The sequence below is a fragment of the Streptomyces venezuelae genome, from assembly GCF_008642295.1.
Classification (GTDB): Bacteria; Actinomycetota; Actinomycetes; order Streptomycetales; family Streptomycetaceae; genus Streptomyces; species Streptomyces venezuelae_C.
Window position 1 is genome coordinate 5,426,385 of the sequence record NZ_CP029190.1, and the last position, 23,841, is coordinate 5,450,225.

Sequence of the window (23,841 nt, forward strand, 5' to 3'; positions counted from 1 at the left end):
ATCAGTCCGGTACTGTCGGCAGACGATGCACAAGACGCTGATCGTGACCAATGACTTCCCGCCCCGGCCGGGCGGAATCCAGGCATTCCTGCACAATATGGCGCTGCGTCTGGACCCGGACCGGCTCGTTGTCTACGCCTCCACCTGGAAGCACGGCGCGGAGGGCCGGGAGGCCACCGCGGCCTTCGATGCGGAGCAGCCGTTCCGGGTGGTCCGGGACCGTACGACGATGCTGCTGCCGACCCCCCGGGTGACCCGGCGGGCGGTGGGGCTGCTGAAGGAACACGGCTGTGAGTCGGTGTGGTTCGGGGCGGCGGCCCCGCTGGGCCTGATGGGCCCGGCGCTGCGCCGGGCGGGCGCCCGGCGGCTGGTGGCGACCTCGCACGGGCACGAGGCGGGCTGGGCGCAGCTGCCGGCCGCCCGGCAGCTGCTGCGGCGGATCGGCGAGGGCACGGACACGGTCACCTACCTGGGCGAGTACACCCGCACCCGGATCGCCTCCGCGCTGACGGACCGGGCGGCCGGCCGGATGGTGCAACTGCCGCCGGGTGTGGACGAGAAGACCTTCCACCCGGGCTCGGGCGGCGCGGAGGTCCGGGCCCGGCTGGGTCTGACCGACCGGCCGGTGGTGGTGTGCGTGTCCCGGCTGGTTCCCCGCAAGGGGCAGGACACCCTGATCCAGGCGATGCCGCGGATCCTGGCGGCGGTCCCGGACGCGGTGCTGCTGATCGTCGGCGGCGGGCCGTACGAAGCGGACCTGCGGAAGCTGGCCGCGTCGACGGGAGTTGCGGACGCGGTGGTGTTCACGGGTGCCGTGCCGTGGTCCGAACTGCCCGCGCACTACGGGGCGGGGGACGTGTTCGCGATGCCCTGCCGGACGCGCCGCGGCGGGCTGGACGTGGAGGGCCTCGGCATCGTCTATCTGGAGGCCTCGGCGACCGGACTGCCGGTGGTGGCGGGGGACTCGGGCGGTGCGCCGGACGCGGTGCTGGACGGCGAGACGGGGTGGGTGGTGCGAGGGGGTTCCCCCGGGGACGCCGCGGACCGCATCGTCACCCTGCTGCTGGACCCGGCGCTGCGGGCGCGGATGGGGGAGCGGGGGCGCGCCTGGGTCGAGGAGAAGTGGCGCTGGGACCTCCTGGCGGAGCGGCTGCGCGAACTGCTGTAGCCGCAGGGGCTTGCGGGAGGGAGCCCGGCTCCGGGCGGGCTCCCCCGGTCCGGGGCGCTCGGGGCCGTGCCGGACCTGCTGCCCGCCGTGGTTGCTCGCGCAGTTCCCCGCGCCCCTGGCGGGGCGCGGTGTCGCCAGAGCTGACTGTCTCTCGGATGTGTGTCAATACCGCCTCTGGGTGGACGGCTGGATTCCGCTCATGATGCGGCCATGACACCCAACCTGACGCGTCGTCACATCCTGGGGCTCGGCGCCCTGCAGGCAGCCGCCGCCCTCGGGCTGACCAGAATCGGGCTGTCCGAGGCAGCCGCCGCGGAACCCGCGCACTACGCCCCCGCCGTGGTCGTCGGCTCCGGATACGGCTCCGCCGTCGCCGCCCTGCGGCTCGGGCAGGCCGGCGTACGGACCGTCGTCCTCGAAATGGGCCGGCTCTGGGACACCGCCGGGCCCGACGGCAGGGTCTTCCCGTCCACCAGTGCCCCCGACCACCGCTCCATGTGGTTCCGCACCCGCACCGAGGCCCCGCTCGCCCAGTTCCTCTGGCTCGATGTGGTCAACCGGAACATCAGCCCCTACCCGGGCGTCCTGGACCGGGTGCACTTCGGGGACATGTCCGTCTACGTCGGCCGCGGCGTCGGCGGCGGCTCCCTGGTCAACGGCGGCATGGCGCCCGCGCCCCGGCGCTCGTACTTCACCGAGGTCTTCCCCGGGGTCGACGCCGACGAGATGTACGGGACCCACTTCCCGCTGGCCCGGCGGATGCTCGGCGTCAACGACATCGACCCGGCCTGGTTCGAGTCCACCGAGTGGTACCGGTTCGCCCGCATCTCCCGCAAGCACGCCCACAACACCGGCCTGCGGACCGTGTTCGTGCCCAACGTCTACGACTTCGGGTACATGCAGCGCGAGGCGGCCGGCCAGGTGCCGAGGTCCGCGCTCGCCGGCGAGGTCATCTACGGCAACAACCACGGCAAGAGGAGCCTCGACAAGACCTACCTCGCCGCCGCCCTCGGTACCGGCAACGTCACCATCGAGACCCTGCGGAAGGTCACCGGCGTCCGCCCCGATCCGGCCGGCGGCTATGTGCTCACCGTGCAGACCATCGACCTCACGGGCCGGGTCACCGAGACCCGCGAACTCGGCTGCGGCCGGCTCTTCCTCGGCGCGGGCAGCCTCGGCACCACCGAGATCCTGCTGCGGGCCCGGGAGACCGGCACCCTCCCGGCGCTCAGCGACCGGGTCGGCCTCGGCTGGGGCGGGAACGGCAATGTGATGACCGCCCGGGCCAACCACATCTGGGACACCGTCGGCGCCCGCCAGGCCACCATGCCCGCCCTCGGCATCGACGACTGGGACAACACCCGGAACCCGGTCTTCGCCGAGATCGCCCCGCTCCCGATGGGCCTGGAGCACTGGATCTCCCTGTACCTGGCGATCACCAGGAACCCCGAGCGCGGCAGCTTCTCCTACGATCCGGCCACCGACTCGGCCCGGCTGCACTGGCGCCGGGACCAGAACACCCCGTCGGTCAACGCCGCCAAATCCCTCTTCGACCGCATCAACCGCCGTCAGGTGACCATGTACCGGCACGACCTCTTCGGCGGCAACCGGGCCTTCGCGGACGACTTCACCTACCACCCGCTGGGCGGCTGCGTGCTGGGCGAGGCCACCGACCTCTACGGCCGGGTCAAGGGCTACCGGAACCTGTACGTCACCGACGGCTCGCTGGTGCCGGGATCGCTGGGCGTCAACCCGTTCCTCACGATCACGGCACTCGCCGAACGCAACCTGGCCCGCATCCTCGCCGAGGACCCTCTGTAGGGGGTATCTGCTAGCCGCGGTACAGCGCCTCGATCTCGTCCGCGAAGTCCTTCGCCACCACGTTCCGCTTCAGCTTCAGCGACGGCGTGATGTGGCCCGACTCCTCCGTGAACTGGGAGGGCAGAATGCGGAATTTCCGCACCGATTCCGCCTTGGACACGGCCGCGTTGCCGTCGTCGATCGCCTTCTGGACGGCCGCGATCAGCGCCGGGTCCTCCCGCAGCTCCGCCGCCGTGACCCCGGCCGGCTTGCCGTTCTCCGCCGCCCAGCGGCCGAGGAACTCCTCGTCGATCGTGACCAGCGCGGCCACGAACGGCCTCGCGTCACCGACCACCATGCACTCCGCGACCAGCGCGTGCGCCCGGATCCGGTCCTCGATCACCGCGGGCGCCACGTTCTTGCCGCCGGCCGTGACGATGAGCTCCTTCTTGCGCCCGGTGATCGTGAGGTAACCGTCCTCGTCGAGCGTGCCGACGTCGCCGGTGTGGAACCAGCCGTCGGCCAGCGCCTCCGCCGTCGCCGCCTCGTTCTTCCAGTACCCGCTGAAGATCTGCTCGCCGTGCAGCAGCACCTCGCCGTCGTCCGCGATGCGCACCACGGAACCCGGCATGGGCTGCCCGACCGTACCGATCTTCTGCTTGTCCCACGGATTGAAGGTGGTGGCCGCGCAGGACTCGGTCAGGCCGTAGCCCTCCAGCACGGTGAAGCCGATGCCGCGGAAGAAGTGCCCGAGCCGCTCACCCAGCGGGGCACCGCCGGAGATCGCGTACTCGCCGCGCCCGCCGAGGACGGCGTGCAGCTTGCTGTAGACCAGCTTCGTGAAGATCTTGTGCTTCAGCTTCAGCCCGAAGGACGGGCCGCGCGGGGTGTCCAGCGCCCGGCTGTACGCAATGGCCGTGTCGGCCGCTGCGTCGAAGATCTTCCCCTTGCCGTCGGCCTGCGCCTTGGCGCGCGCCGAGTTGTAGACCTTCTCGAAGACGCGCGGGACGCCGAGGATCAGGGTGGGCCGGAAGGACTGCAGCTCATCGGTGAGGTTCTTGATGTCCGGTACGCAGCCCAGCCGGATCGGCGCCAGCACGGCGGCCACCTCGACCAGCCGTCCGAAGACGTGCGCGGCCGGCAGGAACAGCAGCACCGAGCAGTCGCCGGTGCGGAACAGCGGGCTCAGCCGCTCCACCGCGTTGCCGCACTCCGCGAAGAAGTTGCGGTGGGTCAGCACACAGCCCTTGGGGCGGCCGGTGGTGCCCGAGGTGTAGACGATGGTGGCCGGGTCGTCGGCGTTCGCCAGGCTGCTGCGCTCGTCGACCTCGGCGTCCGCGATGCCGGCGCCCGCGGTCTTCAGCGCCTCCAGCGCGCCCTGCTCGATCTCCCAGACCTCGCGCAGGTCCGGCAGCGCGTCGCGGAGCGAGGCCACGGCCGAGCCGTGGGCGGGGCTCTCGACCACCGCGGCCACCGCGCCGGAGTCGCTGAGGATCCACTGGATCTGCTCGGGCGAGGAGGTCTCGTACACCGGGACGGTGACACCGCCGGCGGTCCAGATCGCGAAGTCGATCAGCACCCACTCGTAGCGGGTGCGGGAGATCAGGGCCACCCGGTCGCCCGGGCGGATGCCGGCGGCGATCAGGCCCTTGGCGGCGGCCCGCACCTCGGCGAGGAACTCGGTCGCGCTGACGTCCTGCCACTGCCCGTCGACCTTGCGGCTCATGACAGCGGTGTCGGGATGCTGCGCGGCATTGCGGCGGATGAGATCCGTGAGGTTCCCGTCCGACGGGACCTCGTACAGGGCCGGAAGGCTGAACTCGCGCAAGACTGCTGCTCCTCTGGGCGCCATCGCCACGATGTGGACCGACCGGACGTTACCCACCGGTAGTGGGTTCCCGATAGAGGGAACCGGCCAGATGTTCCGTGCGTCACATGACGCGGCCTTATCGCGCTGACACTAGTCCACCCCTTTCGAGACTCGGAAGTAACCGCAGGTCCGGAGGGCTCCGGCCGCTCTACCCACGGGGCCCGGCCCGCCCTAGGGTGACTCGCATGGGTGGTACGAAACGCGGCACGCAGACGCGTACGAAGGTCCATGTGGTCAGCGACGTCCATGGCAACACCGAGGCACTGGCCCGGGCCGGAGACGGCGCCGACGCCCTGATCTGCCTCGGTGACCTCGTGCTCTTCCTGGATTACGCCGACCACTCGCGCGGCATCTTCCCCGATCTCTTCGGCGTCGAGAACGCCGACCGGATCGTCGCCCTGCGCACCGAGCGCCGGTTCGCCGAGGCGAAGGAGTTCGGCCGGCGGCTGTGGGACGGCCTCGACCGGGAACAGGTGATCGAGAACGCGGTCCGGCGGCAGTACGCCGAGATGTTCGCCGCCTTCCCCACCCCGACGTACGCCACCTACGGCAATGTCGACATCCCGAAGCTGTGGCCGGAGTACGCCGGCACCGGGACCACCGTCCTCGACGGCGAGCGGACGGAGATCGGCGGCCGGGTCTTCGGCTTCGTCGGCGGCGGCCTGCCCTCCCCGATGCGCACCCCGTACGAGATCGACGTCGAGGAGTACGCCGCCAAGGTCGAGGCACTCGGCGAAGTGGACGTCCTCTGCTCGCACATCCCGCCGGAGGTCCCCGAGCTCTGCTACGACACGGTCGCCCGCCGCTTCGAACGCGGCAGCGCGGCCCTGCTCGCCGCCATCCACCGGGTCCGGCCCCGGTACGCCCTGTTCGGCCACGTCCACCAGCCGCTGGCCCGGCGGATGCGGATCGGCGGCACCGAGTGCGTGAACGTCGGACACTTCGCGGCCACCGGGCGTCCCTGGGCCCTGGAATGGTGATCGCGCGACGCGCGATAGCCTTCACGCGGCGGCCCCAGGCCGCCCATTTCCTCGAAACACTCCCCGGAGGAGCCACCGCGATGGCGGAACACACCAGCTCGAGCATCACGATCGAGGCGGCGCCGGCCGACGTCATGGCCGTGATCGCCGACTTCGCCCGCTACCCCGAGTGGACCGGCGAGGTGAAGGAGGCCGAGGTGCTGGCCGCCGACGCCGAGGGCCGCGCGGAGAAGGTCCGCCTGCTGCTGGACGCGGGCGCGATCAAGGACGACCACACCCTGTCCTACACCTGGAAGGGCACGGACGAGGTCAGCTGGACCCTGGACAAGTCCCAGATGCTGCGCCAGCTGGACGGCTCCTACCGGCTGGCGCCGCTGGGGGACGGTACGCGCACGGAGGTGACGTACCAGCTGACGGTGGACGTCAAGATCCCGATGCTCGGCATGATCAAGCGCAAGGCGGAGAAGGTCATCATCGACCGCGCCCTCGCGGGCCTGAAGAAGCGCGTGGAATCCACGGCCTGACCCCGCCATGGCCCGGCCCGGCCGGGCCGCGCGGGCTTCGCTCCCCGAACCCCACCCGCACCCTGCTCCGGGGCCGGCCCCAGGCACCCCGTCCGCGGGGGCTCCGCCCCCGTCGGGTGCGCGGGCTGCGCCCGCATCCGTTCCCCGGGTGCAGGGCGGAGCCCGCACACCCCCCGGGGCCACCCGGGCCTCCCAGGGGGTCCGGGGCGGAGCCCCGGTTTCTGGGGGCACCTCCCAGCGGTAGCTGGGGGAGAAGGGGCCGGGTGGGGGAATGGCCCCGCAGGGCCCAGCACCGCCGCACCAACCCCAGGAGCCCCACCCCATGCACACCCTCCTCCTCACCGGCCCCGGCGGCGCCGGCCGCACCACCATGGCCGCAGCCACCGCCCTCGCCGCCGCGCGCAGCGGACAGCGCGTGCTGGTGCTCTCCGCCGACCCCGGCGACCCGCTCGGCAGCCTCCTGGGGACCACCGCCCCGGCCGCCGGCCAGCCCACCGCCCCGGCCGAAGAGGTCGTGCCCGGCCTGCCCGCCCACCCCGTCGCAGTCGACGGCGACCGGAACCACCGCCGCCTCTGGACCGCCCGGATCGACTCCGGCCAGGACTTCCGAGCCGAACTCACCGCCCTCCAGGACCGCGCCACCGCCGTTCTCGACTTCCTCGGCGCCCGCCCCCTCGGAGCGGAAGAGCTCACCGAGCTGCCCGGCGCCGAGCAGTTCGCCCTGCTCCGCGCCCTGCGCCGGTCCGCCGCGGCCGGCCCGGCGGGCTTCGACCTGGTCGTGGTGGACATGCCGCCACTGCACCAGGCCGTCGCCGCCCTCGCCCTCCCCGCCCAGCTGCGCCGCTACCTGGCCCGGCTGGTGCCCGCCGAACGGCAGGCCGCCCGCGCGCTGCGCCCCGTACTGGCCCAGCTGGTCGGCGTACCGATGCCCGCGCAGTGGCTGTACGAGGCCGCCGAGCGCTGGGACCGGGAGCTGGCCGCCGTGCAGGCCGTCGTCGAATCGGCCGACACCTCCGTACGACTGGTCGCCGAGCCCGGCCCGGCCGCCGCCGAGGCGCTCCGGCTCGGGCGGCTCGGCCTCGCCCTGCACGGCCTGGCGGCCGGCCCGGTCCTCGCCAACCGCCTGGTGCCGGCCGGCTCCGCCGAACCCTGGCTGGCCGGCCTGGCCGCACAGCAGGACAAGTACACGAGCCAGTGGCCGGACCACCGCCCGCTGCCGCACCTCGGCCGTGATCCGCGCGGCCCGGAGGACCTGGCACTGCTCGATCCCGGACCGGTCACCGCACCGCCCCGCCCCCACTGGCCGGTGGAGGACCGCCGTGCCGAGGACGGGGTACTGGTCTGGACGGTGCCGCTGCCCGGTGCCGAGAAGCGGGAACTGGACCTGATCCGGCGCGGGGACGATCTGCTGCTCACCGCGGGCCCGCACCGCAGAATCGTTCCGCTGCCCTCGGCGCTCCGCCGCTGCACGGTCTCCGGTGCAGCCCTCGCGGACGGTGTGCTGCGCATCCGCTTCACCCCGGACCCGGGCCTCTGGCCCACCCGCTGAGCAGCCCGCCGAGCAAGGAAAACGGCGCCCTCGCGCCGAACCGGGTCCCCCGAACGGGTAACGTCGAAGGTATCCGCCAGCAGAGCCCGCAGCAGCCCGCAGGAGTGTCCGCCATGAGCGAGGCCAACGACCGTCCCACCGACGACGACGCCTGGGCGAAGGCCTGCGCGGAGGACCTCGCCGCGGAGAAGGCGCGTCGGCGGGCCGGGCAGGGCGCGGGGGACCAGGGCACCGGGACCGCCGCCGAGGAGCTGTTCAAGCTGTTCGAGGCCGTCGCCGACAAGGTGTCCGGGCTGAACAACCCGCTGCTGGGAACCACCGCACAGGGCGCCGTCCGCCAGTTCGTCCACCAGGCGAAGAGCGCCGCCAAACCCGTCATCGAGCGCAACCCGGAGGTCTTCGACCACCTGGCCGCGGCGGGTTCCGAACTGCTCGCCGCCTACCGCTCGGCGGTGGCCGGCCACGAGCGCCGCTGGACCCGGGACGAGCACGACCCCCGAGACGGGCACGAGGGGCGCGACGGTGACGAGGGGCGCGACGGGCGCGATGGCCGCGACGGCGGCGAAGGGCCCGGGCCGGCCGGCCGCATCGACCTCGACTGAGACTCCGCCGCCCTCGGGTACCGTTGGCCCCGGCGGGGTTTGACCGGAAACCGAGGGACTAATGGGACTCACCATCGGCGTCGACATCGGCGGCACGAAGATCGCGGCCGGCGTGGTCGACGAAGAGGGCACCATCCTTGAGACGTACAAGGTGCCCACCCCGCCGACCGCGGACGGTGTGACGGAGGCGATCTGCGCCGCCGTCTCCGAGGTCAGCAGCAACCACACCATCGAGGCCGTCGGCATCGGCGCGGCCGGATACGTGGACGACAAGCGGGCGACCGTACTCTTCGCGCCCAACATCAACTGGCGCCACGAGCCGCTCAAGGACAAGGTCGAACAGCGCATCGGCCTGCCGGTGGTCGTGGAGAACGACGCGAACTGCGCGGCCTGGGGCGAATACCGGTTCGGCGCCGGCCAGGGCCACGAGGACGTCATCTGCATCACCCTGGGCACCGGCCTGGGCGGCGGCATCATCATCGGCAACAAGCTGCGCCGCGGCCGGTTCGGCGTGGCCGCCGAGTTCGGACACATCCGGGTGGTCCCGGACGGGCTGCTGTGCGGCTGCGGCAGCCAGGGATGCTGGGAGCAGTACGCCTCCGGCCGGGCGCTGGTCCGGTACGCGAAGCAGCGCGCCAACGCCACCCCGGAGCGCGCGGAGATCCTGCTCGGCCTGGGCGACGGCACGGTCGAGGGCATCGAGGGCAAGCACATCAGCGAGGCCGCCCGGGCCGGCGATGCGGTGGCCGTGGACTCCTTCCGGGAGCTGGCGCGCTGGGCCGGAGCCGGTCTCGCCGACCTGGCCTCCCTCTTCGACCCGTCCGCGTTCATCGTCGGCGGCGGGGTCTCCGACGAGGGCGAACTGGTCCTCGACCCGATCCGGAAGTCCTTCCGCCGCTGGCTGATCGGCGCCCAGTACCGCCCGCACGCGCAGGTCCTGGCCGCACAGCTGGGCGGCAAGGCCGGACTGGTCGGCGCCGCCGACCTGGCCCGCCAGGGCTGACCGCCGGGCGGCCCCCGCAGGCCGGCCCACCCCCTCCGCGACCCTGCCCGTCGCGCCCCCTGTGGGCGCGGCGGGCAGCCGCATATGTTGCTGCGCATGGATGACCTGACCGACCTGCCACAGTCCCGTACGGAACCCGACGGCTCAGCGGTGATCCGGGTGCTCAGCTACAACATCCGCTCACTGCGCGACGACGAGGAGGCACTGGCCCGGGTGATCCGGGCCTGCGCCCCCGACCTGGTCTTCGTCCAGGAGGCCCCGCGCTTCTTCCGCTGGCGCAAACACGCGGCCCGGCTGGCTGCGAAGGCGGACCTGGTGGTGCTGAGCGGCGGTGCCACCGCCGCCGGCCCGCTGCTCCTGTGCTCGCTGCGGGCCTTCGTCGAACGCACCGAGGACGTACTCCTCCCGCTCACCCCGGGGCTCCACCGGCGCGGCTTCGCCACCGCGGTGGTGCGGTTCGGGGACGTGCGGGTCGCCCTGCTCAGCGCGCACCTGTCGCTGGACCCGGTGGAACGGATGGCCCAGGCGGATCTGCTGCTGGACCGGCTCCGGGACCGGGACGCGCCGTACGCGATCGCGGCGGGGGACATCAACGAGACCCCGGCCGGTCCCTCCTTCAGCCGCCTCGCGGCCGAACTCACGGACTGCCGTACGGCTGCCCCCTGGGGCGGTGAGCTCACCTTCCCGTCCAGCGGGCCGGACCGCCGCATCGACGCGGTCTTCGTCAGCGGTGCGGGGGTGGAGGTCCTGGGCTGCGGGGTCCCGGCGGCCCTCCCGGGTATCCGCAGCACCGACCTGAAGGCGGCCACCGACCACCTCCCCCTGCTGGCCGCCCTCCGCCTCCCGGCCCCCGCCTGATCAGGAGCCTGCGAGGATTTCGGCGGTCCGCTTCCGCACCTCGGCGAGATGGCCACGCGTCCGGTCCAGATCCCCCCGGTGTTCCTCGACCAGGCGGCTCTGGTACGCGCTGTCCAGCGCGTACCAGAGGTCCGTGACCCCGTGCTCCGCCCGGCAGCCGAGGTCGGCCAAGGCCATGGCCACGTCCTCGCGTTCGCCGCGCTGCCGGTCGCCGGCCCGGGCCCGCCGGTCGTCCGCATCGTCGTTCGCCTGCCAGGGATCGGCGTACGAGTACCCTGCCCGCCCCATGCAGGCACTCCAGCCCGCGAACGCGGTCCGCAGGCGCGGGTCCGCCAGGGCGCTGTCGGCGGCCTCCTTCCGCAACCGCAGCACCAGGGCCATCGTGTCCACGGGAGCGCCCCCGGTGAGGGCCCGCCGTGCCTCGCCGGAGCAGGTGTCCGTCCAGACGGCGAGCTCGGCCGGGGTGGGCGCGGGCGGCTGTGCCGCGGCCGGCGGCCGGTCCGGCCCGGGCTGCTCCTCCAGCGGGTTGCGGTACCCCCACCGCTCGACCTCCCCGCGGTCGACGATCCCGTACCGTCCGGCATTCGTCTCCGCGGCGGACATCTGCCGTCCCGGGTCCACCACCGGCCGGCTCATTCCGTGCTTCCGCATACATGCAGCCCCGGCCGTCTGTAATGCGATATTGGCCCTTCGGCGTTCTTCCGGGTCGGCCCAGTAGGAATCCAGCGGCAATGTGATGTCCGCAGGCGTGCGAATGGATTTCAATCCACCGAGGGGCGGGAGACCGGAATCCGTGCTGTCTTTCCCGGTGCAAGCAGTAAGCACCGCCAGAGAAATGCAGGCGGCTGCGAGGGGCCGCCATCGAATGCGGAATGACGGCATGGGGGAGAACTCCTTTCGATGGAAGGGGTGCCGGGCGGAATCGCCCGGCACCCTTCTCGCCCGATGTCAGCGGAACTGGACGGAACGGGTCCGGTCGTTCATCCAGTTGCCGATGTAGTTGTTCACTCCACCCCACCAGCCACTTGCGTCACCGGTGCCGTTCCAACCGGAACGGTGGTTGGCCTGGCACCAGGACCACGTGCGGAACGAGCTGATCTGCCCGACCCAGCTGCCGAGCACGTTTCCGGTGATCACGTACCCGGAGTTGCAGGGCGTGTCGCCCCAGAAATTGCCCAGGTGGTTGCGGAGTCCGTCGTGCTGGTACTCCTCGCTGTAGTGGATCGAACCCGCGGGCACCAGAGAGGAGCCGCTGGTGGCCGTGGCCCGGGCCGGTGACGCGCCCGCCGTGCCGGCACCGGCGTCCGCGGCCATCGCGTTTCCGGTACCCAGGCCGGCCGCGGCCACAGCACCGTTGTTCCGGCGCGAGAGCGTTTCGACTGGTGCTGTGATCTCGTCGGCCGGGATACCGCTCCCACCCGGATAAGCAGCGATCACCACGATGATTTCCGGGCCAGCATCGGCATGTTGCCGATGGGGGCCGTGGGAATGTCCCTGCTCTCCATGCCGGCCATCAGATCCGAACGGACCCCGACGCTGATCCGGCGCTCGGACCCGGAGGCGTACGAGCTCTGCCTGATCCTCGGCAGCGACATGTGGCTGGAGCAGCGCCGCTCCGACGCCCGGGTGCGGGCCGGGGACCTGCTGCTGTGGGACACCTCGCAGCCGTTCGACGGCCGCGGGCTGGGCATCGGCCCGGACCGGCCGTCACGGGCGATCATCGTGCATCTGCCGCGGGCGGCCGTGCCGTTGCCCGAGGCGCGGATCAACGGCCTGCTGGCCCGGCGGCTGCCGACCGGCACCGGTATGGGGGCCTTGCTGGCCGGGTTCCTGCGGGGGGCCGTGGACCAGGCCGACAGCTGGAACGGCCGGGACACCGTCCGGCTCGGGTCCGTGGCCATGGAGCTGTCCACGGCCTTCCTCGCCCACCATCTCGATGCGACGGCGGCCCTGCCGCCCGAGACCCGCCGGCAGACCCTGCTCCGCGAGGTCCTCGGCTTCATCGACCTCAACCTCGCGGACCCGCAGCTCACACCGGCCGCAGTGGCGGCCTTCCACCACATCTCGGTGCGCTACCTGCACCGGCTCTTCGAGCAGCAGGACGCCACCGTGGCCGCCTGGATCCGCCGCCGCAGGCTCCAGCGCTGCCAGGCCGACCTGGTCAACCCGCTGTACGGGGCGCAGCCCGTGCATGCGGTGGGCCGCCGCTGGGGCTTCGTCCACCCCGCGGACTTCACCCGGTCGTTCCGGCGGGAGTACGGCATGACCCCCACGGCCTACCGGAGGCTGGGCGCCTCCGGTGCCGTACGTCCGGACACTTCCTGACCAAGCACTACCAGGCGGCTAGACCACCGCGCCGCGGCCCGGGTCGTCGTCCTCTTCGTCGCCGTGTGCCATCCGGCCCACCAGGGTGGCGAAGCCGCCGAGGAAGCCGCCCACCCCCAGGGTGGTCAGCCACCAGGTCATCTCCCAGCGCAGCACCACCGCCAACAGCAGCAGCACCGGACCGCCCACCACCGCCAGCCAGGCGAACTTGGCCGTGGTGTCGGCAGCCGGCAGCGGCGGAGGCTCCGGCGGGACGAAATGCCCCTCGTCGGTTGCGTCGAGATCGTCCTCGCCCGGCTCCGCCAGGGAATGGTCCCGGGGACCGGCCCCGCCCACGCCCGGGGCGAACACCACCGAGCTGCCCAGCGCGGCCGGCGGGGACGCCGGCCCGGCGTCGGCGTCCTTCTCCGGCGGCTTCGCACCCGCCGCCGGGGCCGGCGGCTCCGGCAGGACGTCTTCCTCCGGCAGCAGCAGGTCCTCGATCGGCTTGAACGGCCGAGCCCCCGGCGGGTCCGCCGGTTCCTCGCCGTAGCCGGCGACGATCGCCGCCCAGGCCGCCTCTTCGTCCAGCGGCGGGACGCCGCCCGACGGCTCCTCCTGCTCAGCCACCGGTGCCCGCTCCCTCCCTGTCGCCGGTCCCCGCGAGCCGGCCGACAAACGCAAAACTGTCCGCGAAGATCCGCTCCGCATCATGGTCCAACGTCGCGACGTGGTAGCTCTGTTCCAGCAGGGTCTCGGTCACGTCCGTGGAGGACACCCGCGCCAGCACCCGCGCCGAGTCGGCCGGCGGCACCACATGGTCCTGCGGGCTGTGCAGCAGCAACAGCGGCTGGGTGACCTGCGGCAGCTCCTTGTCCACCAGCTGCAGGAACTTCCGCAGCGAGTGCGCGGCCCGGGTCGGGACCCGGTCGTACCCGACCTCCTCCGAGCCCGGCTTGGCGATGTCGGAGGCGATGCCCGGCGTGGAGCGGATGACGTGCATGGCCACCGGCAGCAGGACGGCCAGCGGGTCGTGCACCTTGTTGGCCGGATTGACCAGGACGATGCCGCTGATCGCGTCCCCGTGCCGGGCCGCCAGCCGCAGGGTCAGCGCGCCGCCCATCGACAGTCCGAACACGAACACCTGGCTGCACCGGTCCAGCAGCTCCCGCAGGGCCCGGTCGACCTCCGCGTACCAGTCCTGCCATCCGGTGAGCTGCATGTCCTGCCACCGCGTGCCGTGTCCGGGCAGCAGCGGGAGGGACACCGTCAGACCGCGCTCGGCCAGATACTCGGCCCACGGCCGCATGGACTGCGGGGAGCCGGTGAAACCGTGGACGAGGAGGACGCCGACCTCTCCGCCCTCGTGGCGGAACGGCTCGGCACCGGGGAGGACGGGCACCAGGATCTCCTTGATAAGGGACGGGAAAGGGGATGTTCGGGGCGGGTGCGCTGTGTGACTTCACCGTACGCGACGGGACAGGCACCGACCAGGGTCGTAGGGCGGCTCCGGGTCCGCCCAGGGGTTAAGGTCTGTTCGACGGACACAGGAAGGCTGCTCAGTTGATCTACGGCGCAATGAAGTTCTCCATCGGCGGTTCCCTGAAGCTCGCCTTCAGGCCGTGGGTGGAGGGCCTCGAGAACATTCCCGCGGAGGGGCCGGCGATCCTCGCGAGCAACCATCTCTCCTTCTCCGACTCCTTCTTCCTCCCGGCCGTGCTGGACCGGAAGGTCACCTTCATCGCGAAGGCGGAGTACTTCACCTCCCCCGGCGTCAAGGGCAAGCTCACCGCCGCGTTCTTCAAGGGCGTGGGCCAGCTCCCGGTGGACCGCTCCGGCGCCCGCGGTGCCGGCGAGGCGGCCATCAAGAGCGGTATCGAGGTCATCGAGCGCGGCGAGCTCTTCGGTATCTACCCGGAGGGCACCCGCTCGCCCGACGGCCGTCTGTACCGCGGCAAGCCCGGCGGGCTGGCCCGGGTGGCGCTGGCCACCGGCGCCCCCGTGATCCCGGTGGCGATGATCGACACCGAGAAGATCCAGCCGCCCGGCAAGGTGGTCCCCAAGCTGATGCGCCCGGGCATCCGGATCGGCAAGCCGCTGGACTTCAGCCGCTACCACGGCATGGACGGGGACCGCTTCATCCTGCGCTCGGTGACCGACGAGGTCATGTACGAGATCATGAAGCTCTCCGGGCAGGAGTACGTCGACATCTACGCGACGGCTGCCAAGCGCCAGATCGCCGACGCCGAGAAGGCCGCCAAGGACGCCGAGAAGGCCGCCAAGCACGAGGCCAAGGGCGAGAGCGCGGAGTAGCGGCCGGCGGGGCGCCGCGAGGGGTGGGGGAACGATGAAGCGCGAGCGCGTCGTGAGCATGTCGGTCGAGCAGCCGCTGTGGCGTGCCCTGACGGCGTACCGCGTGCTCACCATGATCTACGCCGTCCTGCTGTTCGCCTCCGCCCACCGGGAGTTCCACCGCCCCTGGCTGGCCATCGGCTATCTCACGCTGCTCGCCGTCTGGACCCTGGCCACCGTCCACAAGGTGGCCAGCGCACAGAGCTGCACCCGGCGCTTCCTGGGCATGGACCTCGCGGTGGCGCTCACCGGAATCCTGCTCACCCCGCTGGTCGACGCGCACGAGCGGATCGCGGCCGGCGGCCCCACCCTCCCCTCCATCTGGACCGCGGGCTCCGTCCTCGCCTTCGCCATCAAGGGCGGCTGGCGCTGGGCGGGTTTCGCCTCCACCTTCGTGGCCGTGGCCAACATCGTCCAGCGCGGCGAACCGACCCGGGACACCCTGCACAACGTCCTGCTGGTGTGGGTGGCCTCCATCGCCATCGGCTACGTGGTCGAGGTCGCCCGGGCCAGTGAGGCCACCCTGGCCCGCGCCCTGGAGATCGAAGCCGCCACCCGCGAGCGGGAGCGGCTGGCCCGGGACATCCACGACGGGGTCCTCCAGGTCCTCGCCATGGTCCAGCGGCGCGGCAGCGAGATCGGCGGCGAGGCCGCCGAGCTCGGCCGGATGGCGGGGGAGCAGGAGGTGGCGCTGCGCACCCTGGTCTCCAGCGGGCTGGTGCCGGCCTCCCGGATCTCCCGGGACGCGGCCCGGGGAGCCCTGGTGACGGCGGTGGAGGAGCCGGAGGAGGAGGGGGCGCAGGACCTGCGGGCCCTGCTGGCCCGGTACGCCGGACCGAAGGTGAGCTTTGCCGAGCCGGGCACCCCCGTGGTGCTGCCCGGGCCGGCCGCCCGCGAGCTGGCCGCGGCCGTGGGTGCGGCCCTCGACAACGTCCGCAGGCACGCGGGCGAGGGGGCCAGTGCCTGGATCCTGCTCGAGGACTGGCCCGACGAGGTGATCGTGACGGTCCGCGACGACGGGCCGGGCATTCCCGCGGGGCGGCTGGCCCAGGCCGAGGGCGAAGGGCGGCTCGGGGTGGCCCAGTCGATCCGCGGCCGGCTGCGTGATCTCGGGGGCACGGCCGACCTGATCTCCGTACCGGGGCAGGGAACAGAAGTGGAGCTGAAGGTTCCGAAGGGGGACGAGCGATGAGCAGCGAGAACGCCGTGGACGGCAGCCCGATCAGAGTGATGGTCGTGGACGACCATCCGATGTGGCGGGACGCGGTGGCCCGCGACCTCGGCGCCGCCGGGTTCGACGTGGTGGCCACCGCCGGCGACGGACCGCAGGCGGTCCGCCGGGCCCTGGCGGCCGGCCCCGACGTCCTGGTCCTCGACCTCAATCTGCCCGGTATGCCCGGAGTCCAGGTGTGCAAGGAGCTGGTCGGGGTCAACCCGGCGCTGCGGGTGCTGGTGCTGTCGGCGAGCGGCGAGCACGCCGACGTCCTGGAGGCGGTGAAGTCCGGGGCGACCGGCTACCTGTTGAAGTCCGCCGCCGCCGGGGAGCTGATCGACGCGGTGCGCCGCACCGCCGCCGGCGATCCGGTGTTCACCCCGGGCCTGGCCGGACTGGTGCTCGGCGAGTACCGGCGGCTGGCCGCCGACCCGGCGCCGGCCGCGCCCGACGAGCCGAAGGCCCCGCAACTCACCGACCGGGAGACCGAGGTGCTGCGGCTGGTCGCCAAGGGACTGTCGTACAAGCAGATCGCGGAACGACTGGTCATCTCGCACCGCACGGTGCAGAACCACGTCCAGAACACCCTGGGCAAACTGCAGTTGCACAACCGGGTGGAACTCGTCCGCTACGCCATCGAACGCGGCCTCGACGACGTGTGAGCCTTCATCCCTGCGGGTGAACCTGGTGTACGCAACCACCCGTAATTCCACCGGAGTTGTCCGTTCGCCCCCGCGCGCTGTGACCTGAGTCTCACTAGCGTGACCGCCATGGCGAAGGGAGATTCCATGAAGGTCGGAGTGCTGACCGGCGGCGGGGACTGTCCGGGGCTGAACGCGGTGATCCGCGGGGTCGTCCGCAAGGGCGTGCAGGAGTACGGATACGAGTTCATCGGCTTCCGCGACGGCTGGCGCGGCCCGCTCGACGGGGACACCGTGCCGCTCGACATCCCCGCCGTACGCGGCATCCTGCCCCGCGGCGGCACCATCCTCGGCTCCTCCCGCACCAACCCGTTCAAGCAGGAGAACGGCGTCCGCGCCATCAAGGAGAACCTCGCCAAGCACGAGGTGGACGCCCTGATCGCGATCGGCGGCGAGGACACCCTCGGCGTCGCGGCGCGCCTGTACACGGAGTTCGGAGTGCCGTGCGTCGGGGTCCCCAAGACCATCGACAACGACCTCTCGGGCACCGACTACACCTTCGGCTTCGACACCGCGGTCGGCATCGCGACCGAGGCCATCGACCGGCTGCACACCACGGCCGAGTCCCACATGCGGGTCCTGGTGGTGGAGGTGATGGGCCGGCACGCCGGCTGGATCGCCCTGCACTCCGGGCTGGCGGGCGGCGCCAACGTCATCCTCATCCCCGAGCAGCGCTTCGACGTGGACCAGGTGTGCGCCTGGGTCACCTCCCGGTTCAAGGCGAGCTACGCCCCGATCGTGGTGGTGGCGGAGGGTGCCATGCCCACGGACGGCGACATGGTCCTCAAGGACGCGACGAAGGACTCCTTCGGGCACGTCCGGCTCTCCGGTGTCGGTGAATGGCTGGCCAAGGAGATCGAGGCGCGCACCGGCAAGGAGGCCCGGACCACCGTCCTCGGCCATGTCCAGCGGGGCGGCACCCCGAGTGCGTACGACCGCTGGCTGGCCACCCGCTTCGGACTGCACGCGATCGACGCGGTGCGGGACGGGGACTTCGGGAAGATGGTGGCGCTCCAGGGGACGAAGGTGGTGCGGGTGCCGATCGCGGAGGCGACGGCCAGCCTGAAGACGGTGGACCCGGAGCTGTACCGGGAGGCCGGAGTGTTCTTCGGCTGAGCGGGGCCGTGGCGGACTGCCTGGCCGGCGCCGCTCCGGGAACACCCTGGTCAGCCCGGGGTGACCGGGGCCGTGAGCCCGGTCAGGAGCCCGCGGAGCAGCTCCGCCCCGCGCAGCGTGAGGACGGACTCCGGGTGGAACTGCACCCCGGCGAAGCCCGCCGCGGAGCGGAGGGCGTGGACCTCGCGGGTGTCCGGGTCGAAGGAGACCTCCACCCCCTGCTCCGCCAGCCGGTCCGCGAGCTCCGCATCGCAGGCGGCCGTGTACGTGTTGTAGAAGCCGACCACCTCCGGCGCCCCGAACAGGTCGATCCGCAGCTGTGCGCCCTGGGCCGGCTCCGCCTTGCGGACCAGCGGCAGGCCGAGCTCGGCGGCCAGCAGCTCATGGCCGAGGCAGATGCCCAGCAGGCCCCGCCGGTGCCCGGCCAGCAGGTCGGCCGTCAGCCCGCGCAGCAGCCGCATCTTCGGGTCGGCGGTGTCCGCCGGGTTCCCCGGGCCGGGGCCCAGGACGACCGGGCCGGGATGGGCCAGGGCGGCCTCCCGCAGCCCCGGGGCGTCGTAGCGGCGTACGGTCACCGTGAACCCGGCCACCCGCAGCACATGCGCCAGCATCGCGGTGAAGGTGTCCTCGCCGTCCACCACCAGCGCATGGCCGGCGGGCTCCGTCGGCCGGTCCTGCATCCGCAGCCAGAACGGGGCCAGGTCCGCCCGCCGCGCGGCCAGTGCCGCCCGTACCCGGGGGTCGTCGGCCAGCCTGCCGGCCCCCTCACGGGCGGGCCGCGGCGCGGCCGGGCGGACCCCCAGCGCGGCCAGCACCCCCGCCGCCTTGGCATGGGTTTCGGCCACTTCTCCGGCCGGATCGGAGTGCCGGACCAGGGTGGCGCCCACCCCCACCCGCAGGGTGCCGTCCGCCGCGATGTCGGCGGTCCGGATCAGGATGGGGGAGTCCAGGGTCTGGGCCCCGGCGGCATCCCGCCCCAGCAGGGCCAGCGCCCCCGCGTAGTAGCCGCGCCCGCCCGCTTCGTACCGCCGGATCACCCGGCAGGCGTTCTCCACCGGCGAGCCGGTCACGGTGGCCGCGAACATGGTCTCCCGCAGGACCTCCCGCACGTCCAGGGAGGACCGTCCGCGCAGCTCGTACTCCGTGTGCGCCAGGTGCGACATCTCCTTCAGCCGCGGCCCGACCACCACCCCGCCGCGATCGCCGACCGTGCACATCATCTTCAGTTCCTCGTCGACCACCATGGAGAGCTCCTCGGTCTCCTTGGGGTCCGCCAGGAAGGACAGCAGCGAGTCGGCCGTGGGCCCGCCGGCCGGATAGCGGTAGGTGCCGCTGATCGGGTTCATCACCACGGTGCCGCCGGACATCCGGACGTGTACCTCCGGGCTGGCCCCCACCAGCGTCCGCGTGCCGGTGTGCACCACGTACGTCCAGTACGCACCGCGCTCGGCCGTCAGCAGCCGCCGGAACAGGGCGAGTGCGTCGGCCCGGCCGAACCCGTCGATCCGGCCCCGGTAGGTGCGGCGGATCACGAAGTTCGCGCCCGCGCCGCGGCCGATCTCCTCCTCGATGACCCGTTCGACGGTGGCCGCGTACTCCTCGTCGCCGATGTCGAAGCCGCCGTCGGTGACGCCGACCGGATGGCCGGGCAGGGCGGCCAGCACCTCGGCGAGCGGGAACTCGTACGCCTCCTCGGCGGCCAGCACGCTCAGCGGGGTGCCGTCGTCCACCGCCTCGAAACCGCGCTCGCGGATCTGCCGGAACGGGACCAGGGCCAGGCTGGGCAGCTCGCCGACCGGCAGGCCGGCCAGCAGCCCGGCCTCGTGGACGGGGCCGAGGAGCAGCTCGACGGTGTCGTGGTCGCGGCCCGGGGTGCGCCGCCGCAGCAGTGCGAAGGGCGGGCCGTCGGGGTCGAGGAGCCGGCCGACCTGACAGAGGGCGGATGCGGTGCGGACGATCATTCGGAGCGGTTCCTTCCGGTAAGGGAGGGAGGAACGGCCCGCGGAAAGCAGAAAGGCCGCCCCTCGGGCGGCCTTCGCGTCGGTTTCGGGAACGCGCAGTCAGTGGGCCGCCGGATAAGCGGTCCACCACCAGTCCAGGCAGGTCTGGCAGGTCTGGTTCGGGTGCGCGAACATGCCGCAGACCCTACACCGGCGGCGGTGTGACCTGACAGACATGCGTCTCACGTTGTGGGCGGCGGGCCGGACTACCGCATTCAGCCCGTAGTGTTTACAGGGTGACCGTGAACGCTGAAACCCAAGCCCCCGCCGCCAAGGCGACCTGGCGAGACCTTCCCGCGGCGCAGCAGCCTTCGTACCCCGATGCCGAGGCTCTGCGCGCTGTCGTCGCGGACCTCGAGTCGTATCCTCCGCTGGTTTTCGCCGGAGAGTGCGATCAGCTGCGCGCCCGTCTGGGAGCCGTCGCCAAGGGCGAGGCGTTCCTTCTCCAGGGTGGCGACTGCGCCGAGGCCTTCGATGCCGTGTCCGCCGACCACATCCGCGCCAAGCTGAAGACCCTGCTCCAGATGTCGGCCGTCCTGACCTACGCGGCCTCGGTGCCGGTGGTCAAGGTCGGGCGTATCGCCGGCCAGTACTCCAAGCCGCGCTCCAAGGACACCGAGACCCGCGACGGCGTGACCCTGCCGACCTACCGCGGTGACTCCGTCAACGGCTTCGCCTTCACCGAAGAGGCCCGTGTCCCGGACCCCGAGCGGCTGAAGCGGATGTACCACGCCTCCGCCTCCACCCTGAACCTGGTGCGTGCCTTCACCACCGGTGGCTACGCCGACCTGCGCCAGGTGCACGCCTGGAACCAGGACTTCGTGAAGTCCTCTCCCTCCGGGCAGCGCTACGAGCAGCTCGCGCGGGAGATCGACAACGCGCTGAACTTCATGAAGGCCTGTGGCACCGACCCGGCCGAGTTCAAGGCGGTGGAGTTCTACGCCTCGCACGAGGCGCTGCTGCTCGACTACGAGGGTGCGCTGACCCGCACCGACTCGCGGACCGGCAAGCTGTACGACACCTCCGGGCACATGGTCTGGATCGGTGAGCGCACCCGCCAGCTGGACCACGCCCACATCGAGTTCTGCTCGCAGATCGCCAACCCGATCGGTATCAAGCTGGGCCCGACCACCACGGTGGACGAGGCGCTGACCTACATCGACCGGCTGGACCCGGAGCGGCAGCCGGGCCGGCTGACCTTCGTGGTCCGGATGGGCGCGGACAAGGTCCGTGACCGGCTGCCCGAGCTGGTCGAGAAGGTCACCGCCTCCGGTGCCACCGTGGCCTGGGTGACCGACCCGATGCACGGCAACACCTTCGAGGCCGCCTCCGGCCACAAGACCCGCCGCTTCGACGACGTGCTCGACGAGGTCAAGGGCTTCTTCGAGGTCCACAAGGCGCTGGGCACCCACCCGGGCGGCATCCACGTCGAGCTCACCGGTGACGATGTCACCGAGTGCGTGGGCGGCGGCGACGAGATCTTCGTCGACGACCTGCACCAGCGCTACGAGACGGCCTGCGACCCGCGGCTCAACCGCAGCCAGTCCCTGGACCTGGCCTTCCTGGTCGCGGAGATGTACCGCGACCAGTAGGCGCGGATCAGTAGGTGTGTTCCTACGAGCTGTGGGGCGTGGATCTGTGATCCGCGCCCCACAGTCGTCTTCAGGCCTTTTAGGCCACCCTAAGTTTGGGTAAGGTTAGGTAAGCCTCACCGAATAGGGGATGGCCCGCCTGACCGTTCCTGCCAGGGAGGTGAACCGCGTGTACGTCTGCTCTTGCTTCGGCATCACCGACCAGCAGGTCAAGGACCACGCGGCGGCGGGCGCCTGCACCCCCCGCCAGATCGCCTCGGTCACCAAGGCCGGCACCGACTGCGGTTCCTGCGTACGCACCATCCAGGGTCTGCTCGGCCGCGGTGCGTGCCCGCGCCGGGCGCTGCTGGACAAGGGCGAGGCAGTCGCCGTCCTGGCCGCGGACGCGGAGCTGGCGGAAGCCGCCTAGCTCTCCGGCTGCTCGATGAGCTGCGCGATGTAGAGCGCCTCGCCGAGGGTCTCGATGAGCTCCAGCTGGGTGTCGAGGTAGTCGATGTGGTGCTCCTCGTCCGCCAGGATCTCCTCGAAGAGGCGGGCCGAGGTCACATCGTTCTTGCCGCGCATCACGTCGATCCCGCGCTTGAGGCGGTCGATCGCCTCGACCTCGACCTGGCGGTCGGCCTGGAACATCTCGGTGAGGGTCTGGCCGACGCGGACGTGGAACAGCCGCTGGTAGTTCGGCAGGCCGTCCAGCATCAGGATGCGTTCGGTCAGCTTGTCCGCGTGCTTCATCTCGTCGATGGATTCTTCACGCGTGTACTTGGCGAGCTTCGTCCAGCCCTTGTTGTCCTGGATGCGGTAGTGCAGCCAGTACTGGTTGATCGCCGTGAGCTCACCGGTGAGCTGTTCGTTCAGAAACTCGAGGACCTCGGGGTCGCCCTGCATCGCAGAGGCTCCTTCCAAGCAAGAGAACCGGCAGGTGCGCGCATCCTTGCACCGCTGCCGGGGGGCGTCCAGTAAGTGCCTCCTTAGTAGGAGTTGCCCGAATCAGGGCCAAACCTGGTCATGACCACCCTTGCCGGTCTGTCACCATGGAGTCATGGGTCAGCCGGAAAGCCGGGAATCTCCGGGAGCAGAGCAGCTGGAGCTTCCTCCGGGGCAGCGGCTGCAGCGCGGCTGGCCGGTGACCCATTACGGCCCGGTGCCCAAGTTCAAGCCGGACCGCTGGGAGTTCCGGGTCTTCGGCGCCACCGCAGACGGCGAGAAGCACTGCTGGAACCACGAGGAGTTCTCGGCCCTGCCGTTCACCTCGGTGGTCGCGGATCTGCACTGCGTGACGAAGTTCAGCATGCCGGGGGCCGAATGGGGCGGTGTGCTCGCCCGCGAGGTCCTGGCCCTGGCCCCGCCGTCCCCGCTGGTCACGCATGTCATGGTGTGGGCCGAGTACGGCTTCAGCGCCAATATGCGGCTGTCCGACTTCGCTTCGGACCGGACGGTCTTCGCCACCCACCAGGGGGGTGAACTCCTGACCGCGGAGCACGGGTTCCCGCTCCGGCTGGTGGTTCCGCACCTGTACGCCTGGAAGGGCCCCAAGTGGGTCCGGGGCGTGGAGTACATGACCGCCGACCGGCGGGGGTTCTGGGAAGAGCGCGGTTACCACAACATCGGCGATCCCTGGCGCGAGCAGCGCTACTCGTACCAGGAGGAGCCGGGGGACGGTCCGGAACTCTGATCGCAGGGTGAGCTCAGTGGTACTGGTGGACCACTGCGTGACCCTTGCCGCGGCCGATCATCCACTTGTTGACCGGAACGGTGATCACGAAGGCGGCGGCCAGCGCGATCGCCAGCACGATCCAGAACAGCGGTGCCGACAGATGGGCGTCCATGGCCCCCGGCCAGAGGGCGATCACCCCGTTGTCGATCAGCTCCATGACGGTGATGGACAGGGTGTCGGCGGCCAGGGCCACCCGGATGGCGGTCCGCAGGTCCACGCCCGCCTTCAGGACGCCGCGCAGGGTGAAGGCGTAGCCGAAGAAGAAGGCCAGGACGATGGCCAGGGCCATCGTGGGGACGTTTCCCCAGCCCAGCGCGGTGCCGATGACCATGCCCAGGACCTCGCCGATGGCGCAGCCGGTCAGGCAGTGCAGGGTGGCCTTGGCCGCCATGGCCCAGCTGACCTTGCCGTGCCCGTGCTCGCTGTGGCCATGGTTCTCGTGGTGCTCGTGATGTGCGTGGTCCATCGGAACCCCCTGGGAACGCCGGAGTAACC

At 71.7% G+C, this 23,841-nt stretch carries 24 protein-coding genes and 1 pseudogene; 17 read left to right on the plus strand and 8 right to left on the minus strand.

Annotated elements, in window-relative coordinates:
- The first annotated feature begins 25 nt into the window (after positions 1-25).
- Together DEJ50_RS24430 and DEJ50_RS24435 are read left to right on the plus strand one after the other, a co-directional pair.
- Positions 26-1,168: a glycosyltransferase family 4 protein gene (locus tag DEJ50_RS24430; protein WP_150210248.1), complete on the plus strand. Its 1,143-nt coding sequence runs from the start codon at positions 26-28 to the stop codon at positions 1,166-1,168.
- A 210-nt stretch (positions 1,169-1,378) separates the two neighbouring features.
- A complete protein-coding gene (locus DEJ50_RS24435; RefSeq protein WP_150210249.1) occupies positions 1,379-2,989 on the plus strand; it encodes a GMC oxidoreductase in 1,611 nt (536 codons plus the stop codon).
- 10 nt (positions 2,990-2,999) lie between these two features.
- Here DEJ50_RS24435 and DEJ50_RS24440 read toward each other — a convergent pair whose 3' ends face one another.
- The gene (locus tag DEJ50_RS24440; RefSeq protein ID WP_150210250.1) at positions 3,000-4,796 is read right to left on the minus strand and encodes an AMP-dependent synthetase/ligase; all 1,797 of its coding nucleotides are present in this window, start codon (positions 4,794-4,796) and stop codon (positions 3,000-3,002) included.
- A gap of 227 nt (positions 4,797-5,023) precedes the next feature.
- Between DEJ50_RS24440 and DEJ50_RS24445 the strand changes: the two genes are divergently transcribed.
- The 6 genes from DEJ50_RS24445 to DEJ50_RS24470 all read left to right on the plus strand — a co-directional run bounded on the left by DEJ50_RS24445 (position 5,024) and on the right by DEJ50_RS24470 (position 10,354).
- Positions 5,024-5,818 (plus strand): metallophosphoesterase, encoded by a 795-nt coding sequence (locus DEJ50_RS24445; RefSeq protein ID WP_150210251.1) that lies wholly within the window; start codon positions 5,024-5,026, stop codon positions 5,816-5,818.
- Positions 5,819-5,898: 80 nt separating this feature from the next.
- Positions 5,899-6,342: an SRPBCC family protein gene (locus DEJ50_RS24450; protein ID WP_150210252.1), complete on the plus strand. Its 444-nt coding sequence runs from the start codon at positions 5,899-5,901 to the stop codon at positions 6,340-6,342.
- A 322-nt stretch (positions 6,343-6,664) separates the two neighbouring features.
- Positions 6,665-7,891 carry an ArsA family ATPase gene (locus DEJ50_RS24455; RefSeq protein ID WP_150210253.1) on the plus strand — a complete coding sequence of 409 codons (1,227 nt, stop codon included), beginning with the start codon at positions 6,665-6,667 and terminating at the stop codon, positions 7,889-7,891.
- Positions 7,892-8,004: 113 nt separating this feature from the next.
- A complete protein-coding gene (locus DEJ50_RS24460; RefSeq protein WP_150210254.1) occupies positions 8,005-8,493 on the plus strand; it encodes a DUF5304 domain-containing protein in 489 nt (162 codons plus the stop codon).
- A gap of 61 nt (positions 8,494-8,554) precedes the next feature.
- The gene (locus tag DEJ50_RS24465; protein ID WP_150210255.1) at positions 8,555-9,496 is read left to right on the plus strand and encodes an ROK family glucokinase; all 942 of its coding nucleotides are present in this window, start codon (positions 8,555-8,557) and stop codon (positions 9,494-9,496) included.
- A 96-nt stretch (positions 9,497-9,592) separates the two neighbouring features.
- Entirely contained in the window at positions 9,593-10,354 is a 762-nt protein-coding gene (locus tag DEJ50_RS24470) for an endonuclease/exonuclease/phosphatase family protein (protein ID WP_150210256.1), read from the plus strand.
- Here the strand turns inward: DEJ50_RS24470 and DEJ50_RS24475 are convergent, their stop codons facing one another.
- Both DEJ50_RS24475 and DEJ50_RS24480 read right to left on the minus strand, forming a co-directional pair.
- A complete protein-coding gene (locus tag DEJ50_RS24475; protein ID WP_150210257.1) occupies positions 10,355-11,005 on the minus strand; it encodes a hypothetical protein in 651 nt (216 codons plus the stop codon). It lies immediately after the preceding gene.
- A 297-nt stretch (positions 11,006-11,302) separates the two neighbouring features.
- Positions 11,303-11,668, minus strand: coding sequence for a hypothetical protein (locus tag DEJ50_RS24480; RefSeq protein WP_150210258.1), 366 nt, complete (start codon positions 11,666-11,668; stop codon positions 11,303-11,305).
- An 84-nt stretch (positions 11,669-11,752) separates the two neighbouring features.
- On the opposite strand from DEJ50_RS24480, the pseudogene DEJ50_RS35270 reads away from it, so the two are divergent.
- Positions 11,753-12,241, plus strand: a pseudogene (locus tag DEJ50_RS35270) (AraC family transcriptional regulator); the annotation flags it as partial.
- Between the two features lie 12 nt (positions 12,242-12,253).
- On the plus strand, positions 12,254-12,679 hold the full coding sequence (locus DEJ50_RS35275; RefSeq protein ID WP_263399228.1) for a helix-turn-helix domain-containing protein: 426 nt from the start codon (positions 12,254-12,256) through the stop codon (positions 12,677-12,679).
- Positions 12,680-12,697: 18 nt separating this feature from the next.
- Here the strand turns inward: DEJ50_RS35275 and DEJ50_RS24490 are convergent, their stop codons facing one another.
- Entirely contained in the window at positions 12,698-13,288 is a 591-nt protein-coding gene (locus tag DEJ50_RS24490) for a hypothetical protein (RefSeq protein WP_150210260.1), read from the minus strand.
- A complete protein-coding gene (locus DEJ50_RS24495) occupies positions 13,281-14,060 on the minus strand; it encodes an alpha/beta hydrolase (RefSeq protein ID WP_150210261.1) in 780 nt (259 codons plus the stop codon). Before DEJ50_RS24495 ends, DEJ50_RS24490 begins: the two co-directional genes overlap by 8 nt.
- A gap of 176 nt (positions 14,061-14,236) precedes the next feature.
- On the opposite strand from DEJ50_RS24495, the gene DEJ50_RS24500 reads away from it, so the two are divergent.
- The 4 genes from DEJ50_RS24500 (at position 14,237) to DEJ50_RS24515 (ending at position 18,040) form a co-directional block, all read left to right on the plus strand.
- Positions 14,237-14,971, plus strand: a complete 735-nt coding sequence (locus tag DEJ50_RS24500; RefSeq protein WP_150212338.1) for a lysophospholipid acyltransferase family protein — start codon at positions 14,237-14,239, stop codon at positions 14,969-14,971.
- A gap of 34 nt (positions 14,972-15,005) precedes the next feature.
- A complete protein-coding gene (gene macS / locus DEJ50_RS24505) occupies positions 15,006-16,202 on the plus strand; it encodes a MacS family sensor histidine kinase (protein ID WP_223837898.1) in 1,197 nt (398 codons plus the stop codon).
- The gene (locus tag DEJ50_RS24510; protein WP_150210262.1) at positions 16,199-16,885 is read left to right on the plus strand and encodes a response regulator; all 687 of its coding nucleotides are present in this window, start codon (positions 16,199-16,201) and stop codon (positions 16,883-16,885) included. Before macS ends, DEJ50_RS24510 begins: the two co-directional genes overlap by 4 nt.
- Positions 16,886-17,011: 126 nt before the next feature.
- Positions 17,012-18,040, plus strand: coding sequence for a 6-phosphofructokinase (locus DEJ50_RS24515; protein ID WP_150212340.1), 1,029 nt, complete (start codon positions 17,012-17,014; stop codon positions 18,038-18,040).
- Between the two features lie 50 nt (positions 18,041-18,090).
- Here DEJ50_RS24515 and DEJ50_RS24520 read toward each other — a convergent pair whose 3' ends face one another.
- Complete coding sequence (locus DEJ50_RS24520; RefSeq protein WP_150210263.1) at positions 18,091-20,001, minus strand: anthranilate synthase family protein; 1,911 nt, start codon at positions 19,999-20,001, stop codon at positions 18,091-18,093.
- Between the two features lie 275 nt (positions 20,002-20,276).
- Here DEJ50_RS24520 and DEJ50_RS24525 point away from each other — a divergent pair, with 275 nt between their 5' ends.
- Together DEJ50_RS24525 and DEJ50_RS24530 are read left to right on the plus strand one after the other, a co-directional pair.
- Complete coding sequence (locus DEJ50_RS24525) at positions 20,277-21,632, plus strand: class II 3-deoxy-7-phosphoheptulonate synthase (protein ID WP_150210264.1); 1,356 nt, start codon at positions 20,277-20,279, stop codon at positions 21,630-21,632.
- A gap of 160 nt (positions 21,633-21,792) precedes the next feature.
- On the plus strand, positions 21,793-22,041 hold the full coding sequence (locus DEJ50_RS24530; protein ID WP_190345034.1) for a bacterioferritin-associated ferredoxin: 249 nt from the start codon (positions 21,793-21,795) through the stop codon (positions 22,039-22,041).
- Here the strand turns inward: DEJ50_RS24530 and bfr are convergent.
- Entirely contained in the window at positions 22,038-22,517 is a 480-nt protein-coding gene (bfr, locus tag DEJ50_RS24535) for a bacterioferritin (protein ID WP_150210266.1), read from the minus strand. The genes DEJ50_RS24530 and bfr overlap by 4 nt on opposite strands.
- A gap of 154 nt (positions 22,518-22,671) precedes the next feature.
- On the opposite strand from bfr, the gene DEJ50_RS24540 reads away from it, so the two are divergent.
- A complete protein-coding gene (locus DEJ50_RS24540; RefSeq protein WP_150210267.1) occupies positions 22,672-23,304 on the plus strand; it encodes a sulfite oxidase-like oxidoreductase in 633 nt (210 codons plus the stop codon).
- Positions 23,305-23,317: 13 nt separating this feature from the next.
- Here the strand turns inward: DEJ50_RS24540 and DEJ50_RS24545 are convergent, their stop codons facing one another.
- Positions 23,318-23,812 (minus strand): DUF4396 domain-containing protein, encoded by a 495-nt coding sequence (locus tag DEJ50_RS24545; protein WP_150210268.1) that lies wholly within the window; start codon positions 23,810-23,812, stop codon positions 23,318-23,320.
- Positions 23,813-23,841 lie beyond the last annotated feature (29 nt).

Excerpts from the sequence above, each read along its gene's own strand:
- DEJ50_RS24430 (WP_150210248.1), top strand. The coding sequence starts at position 26 with ATGCACAAGACGCTGATCGTGACCAATGACTTCCCGCCCCGGCCGGGC.
- DEJ50_RS24435 (WP_150210249.1), top strand. The coding sequence starts at position 1,379 with ATGACACCCAACCTGACGCGTCGTCACATCCTGGGGCTCGGCGCCCTG.
- DEJ50_RS24445 (WP_150210251.1), top strand. The coding sequence starts at position 5,024 with ATGGGTGGTACGAAACGCGGCACGCAGACGCGTACGAAGGTCCATGTG.
- DEJ50_RS24450 (WP_150210252.1), top strand. The coding sequence starts at position 5,899 with ATGGCGGAACACACCAGCTCGAGCATCACGATCGAGGCGGCGCCGGCC.
- DEJ50_RS24455 (WP_150210253.1), top strand. The coding sequence starts at position 6,665 with ATGCACACCCTCCTCCTCACCGGCCCCGGCGGCGCCGGCCGCACCACC.
- DEJ50_RS24460 (WP_150210254.1), top strand. The coding sequence starts at position 8,005 with ATGAGCGAGGCCAACGACCGTCCCACCGACGACGACGCCTGGGCGAAG.
- DEJ50_RS24465 (WP_150210255.1), top strand. The coding sequence starts at position 8,555 with ATGGGACTCACCATCGGCGTCGACATCGGCGGCACGAAGATCGCGGCC.
- DEJ50_RS24470 (WP_150210256.1), top strand. The coding sequence starts at position 9,593 with ATGGATGACCTGACCGACCTGCCACAGTCCCGTACGGAACCCGACGGC.
- DEJ50_RS24475 (WP_150210257.1), bottom strand. The coding sequence starts at position 11,005 with ATGCGGAAGCACGGAATGAGCCGGCCGGTGGTGGACCCGGGACGGCAG.
- DEJ50_RS24480 (WP_150210258.1), bottom strand. The coding sequence starts at position 11,668 with ATGGCCGCGGACGCCGGTGCCGGCACGGCGGGCGCGTCACCGGCCCGG.
- DEJ50_RS35275 (WP_263399228.1), top strand. The coding sequence starts at position 12,254 with ATGGAGCTGTCCACGGCCTTCCTCGCCCACCATCTCGATGCGACGGCG.
- DEJ50_RS24500 (WP_150212338.1), top strand. The coding sequence starts at position 14,237 with ATGAAGTTCTCCATCGGCGGTTCCCTGAAGCTCGCCTTCAGGCCGTGG.
- macS (WP_223837898.1), top strand. The coding sequence starts at position 15,006 with ATGAAGCGCGAGCGCGTCGTGAGCATGTCGGTCGAGCAGCCGCTGTGG.
- DEJ50_RS24510 (WP_150210262.1), top strand. The coding sequence starts at position 16,199 with ATGAGCAGCGAGAACGCCGTGGACGGCAGCCCGATCAGAGTGATGGTC.
- DEJ50_RS24515 (WP_150212340.1), top strand. The coding sequence starts at position 17,012 with ATGAAGGTCGGAGTGCTGACCGGCGGCGGGGACTGTCCGGGGCTGAAC.
- DEJ50_RS24520 (WP_150210263.1), bottom strand. The coding sequence starts at position 20,001 with ATGATCGTCCGCACCGCATCCGCCCTCTGTCAGGTCGGCCGGCTCCTC.
- bfr (WP_150210266.1), bottom strand. The coding sequence starts at position 22,517 with ATGCAGGGCGACCCCGAGGTCCTCGAGTTTCTGAACGAACAGCTCACC.
- DEJ50_RS24540 (WP_150210267.1), top strand. The coding sequence starts at position 22,672 with ATGGGTCAGCCGGAAAGCCGGGAATCTCCGGGAGCAGAGCAGCTGGAG.
- DEJ50_RS24545 (WP_150210268.1), bottom strand. The coding sequence starts at position 23,812 with ATGGACCACGCACATCACGAGCACCACGAGAACCATGGCCACAGCGAG.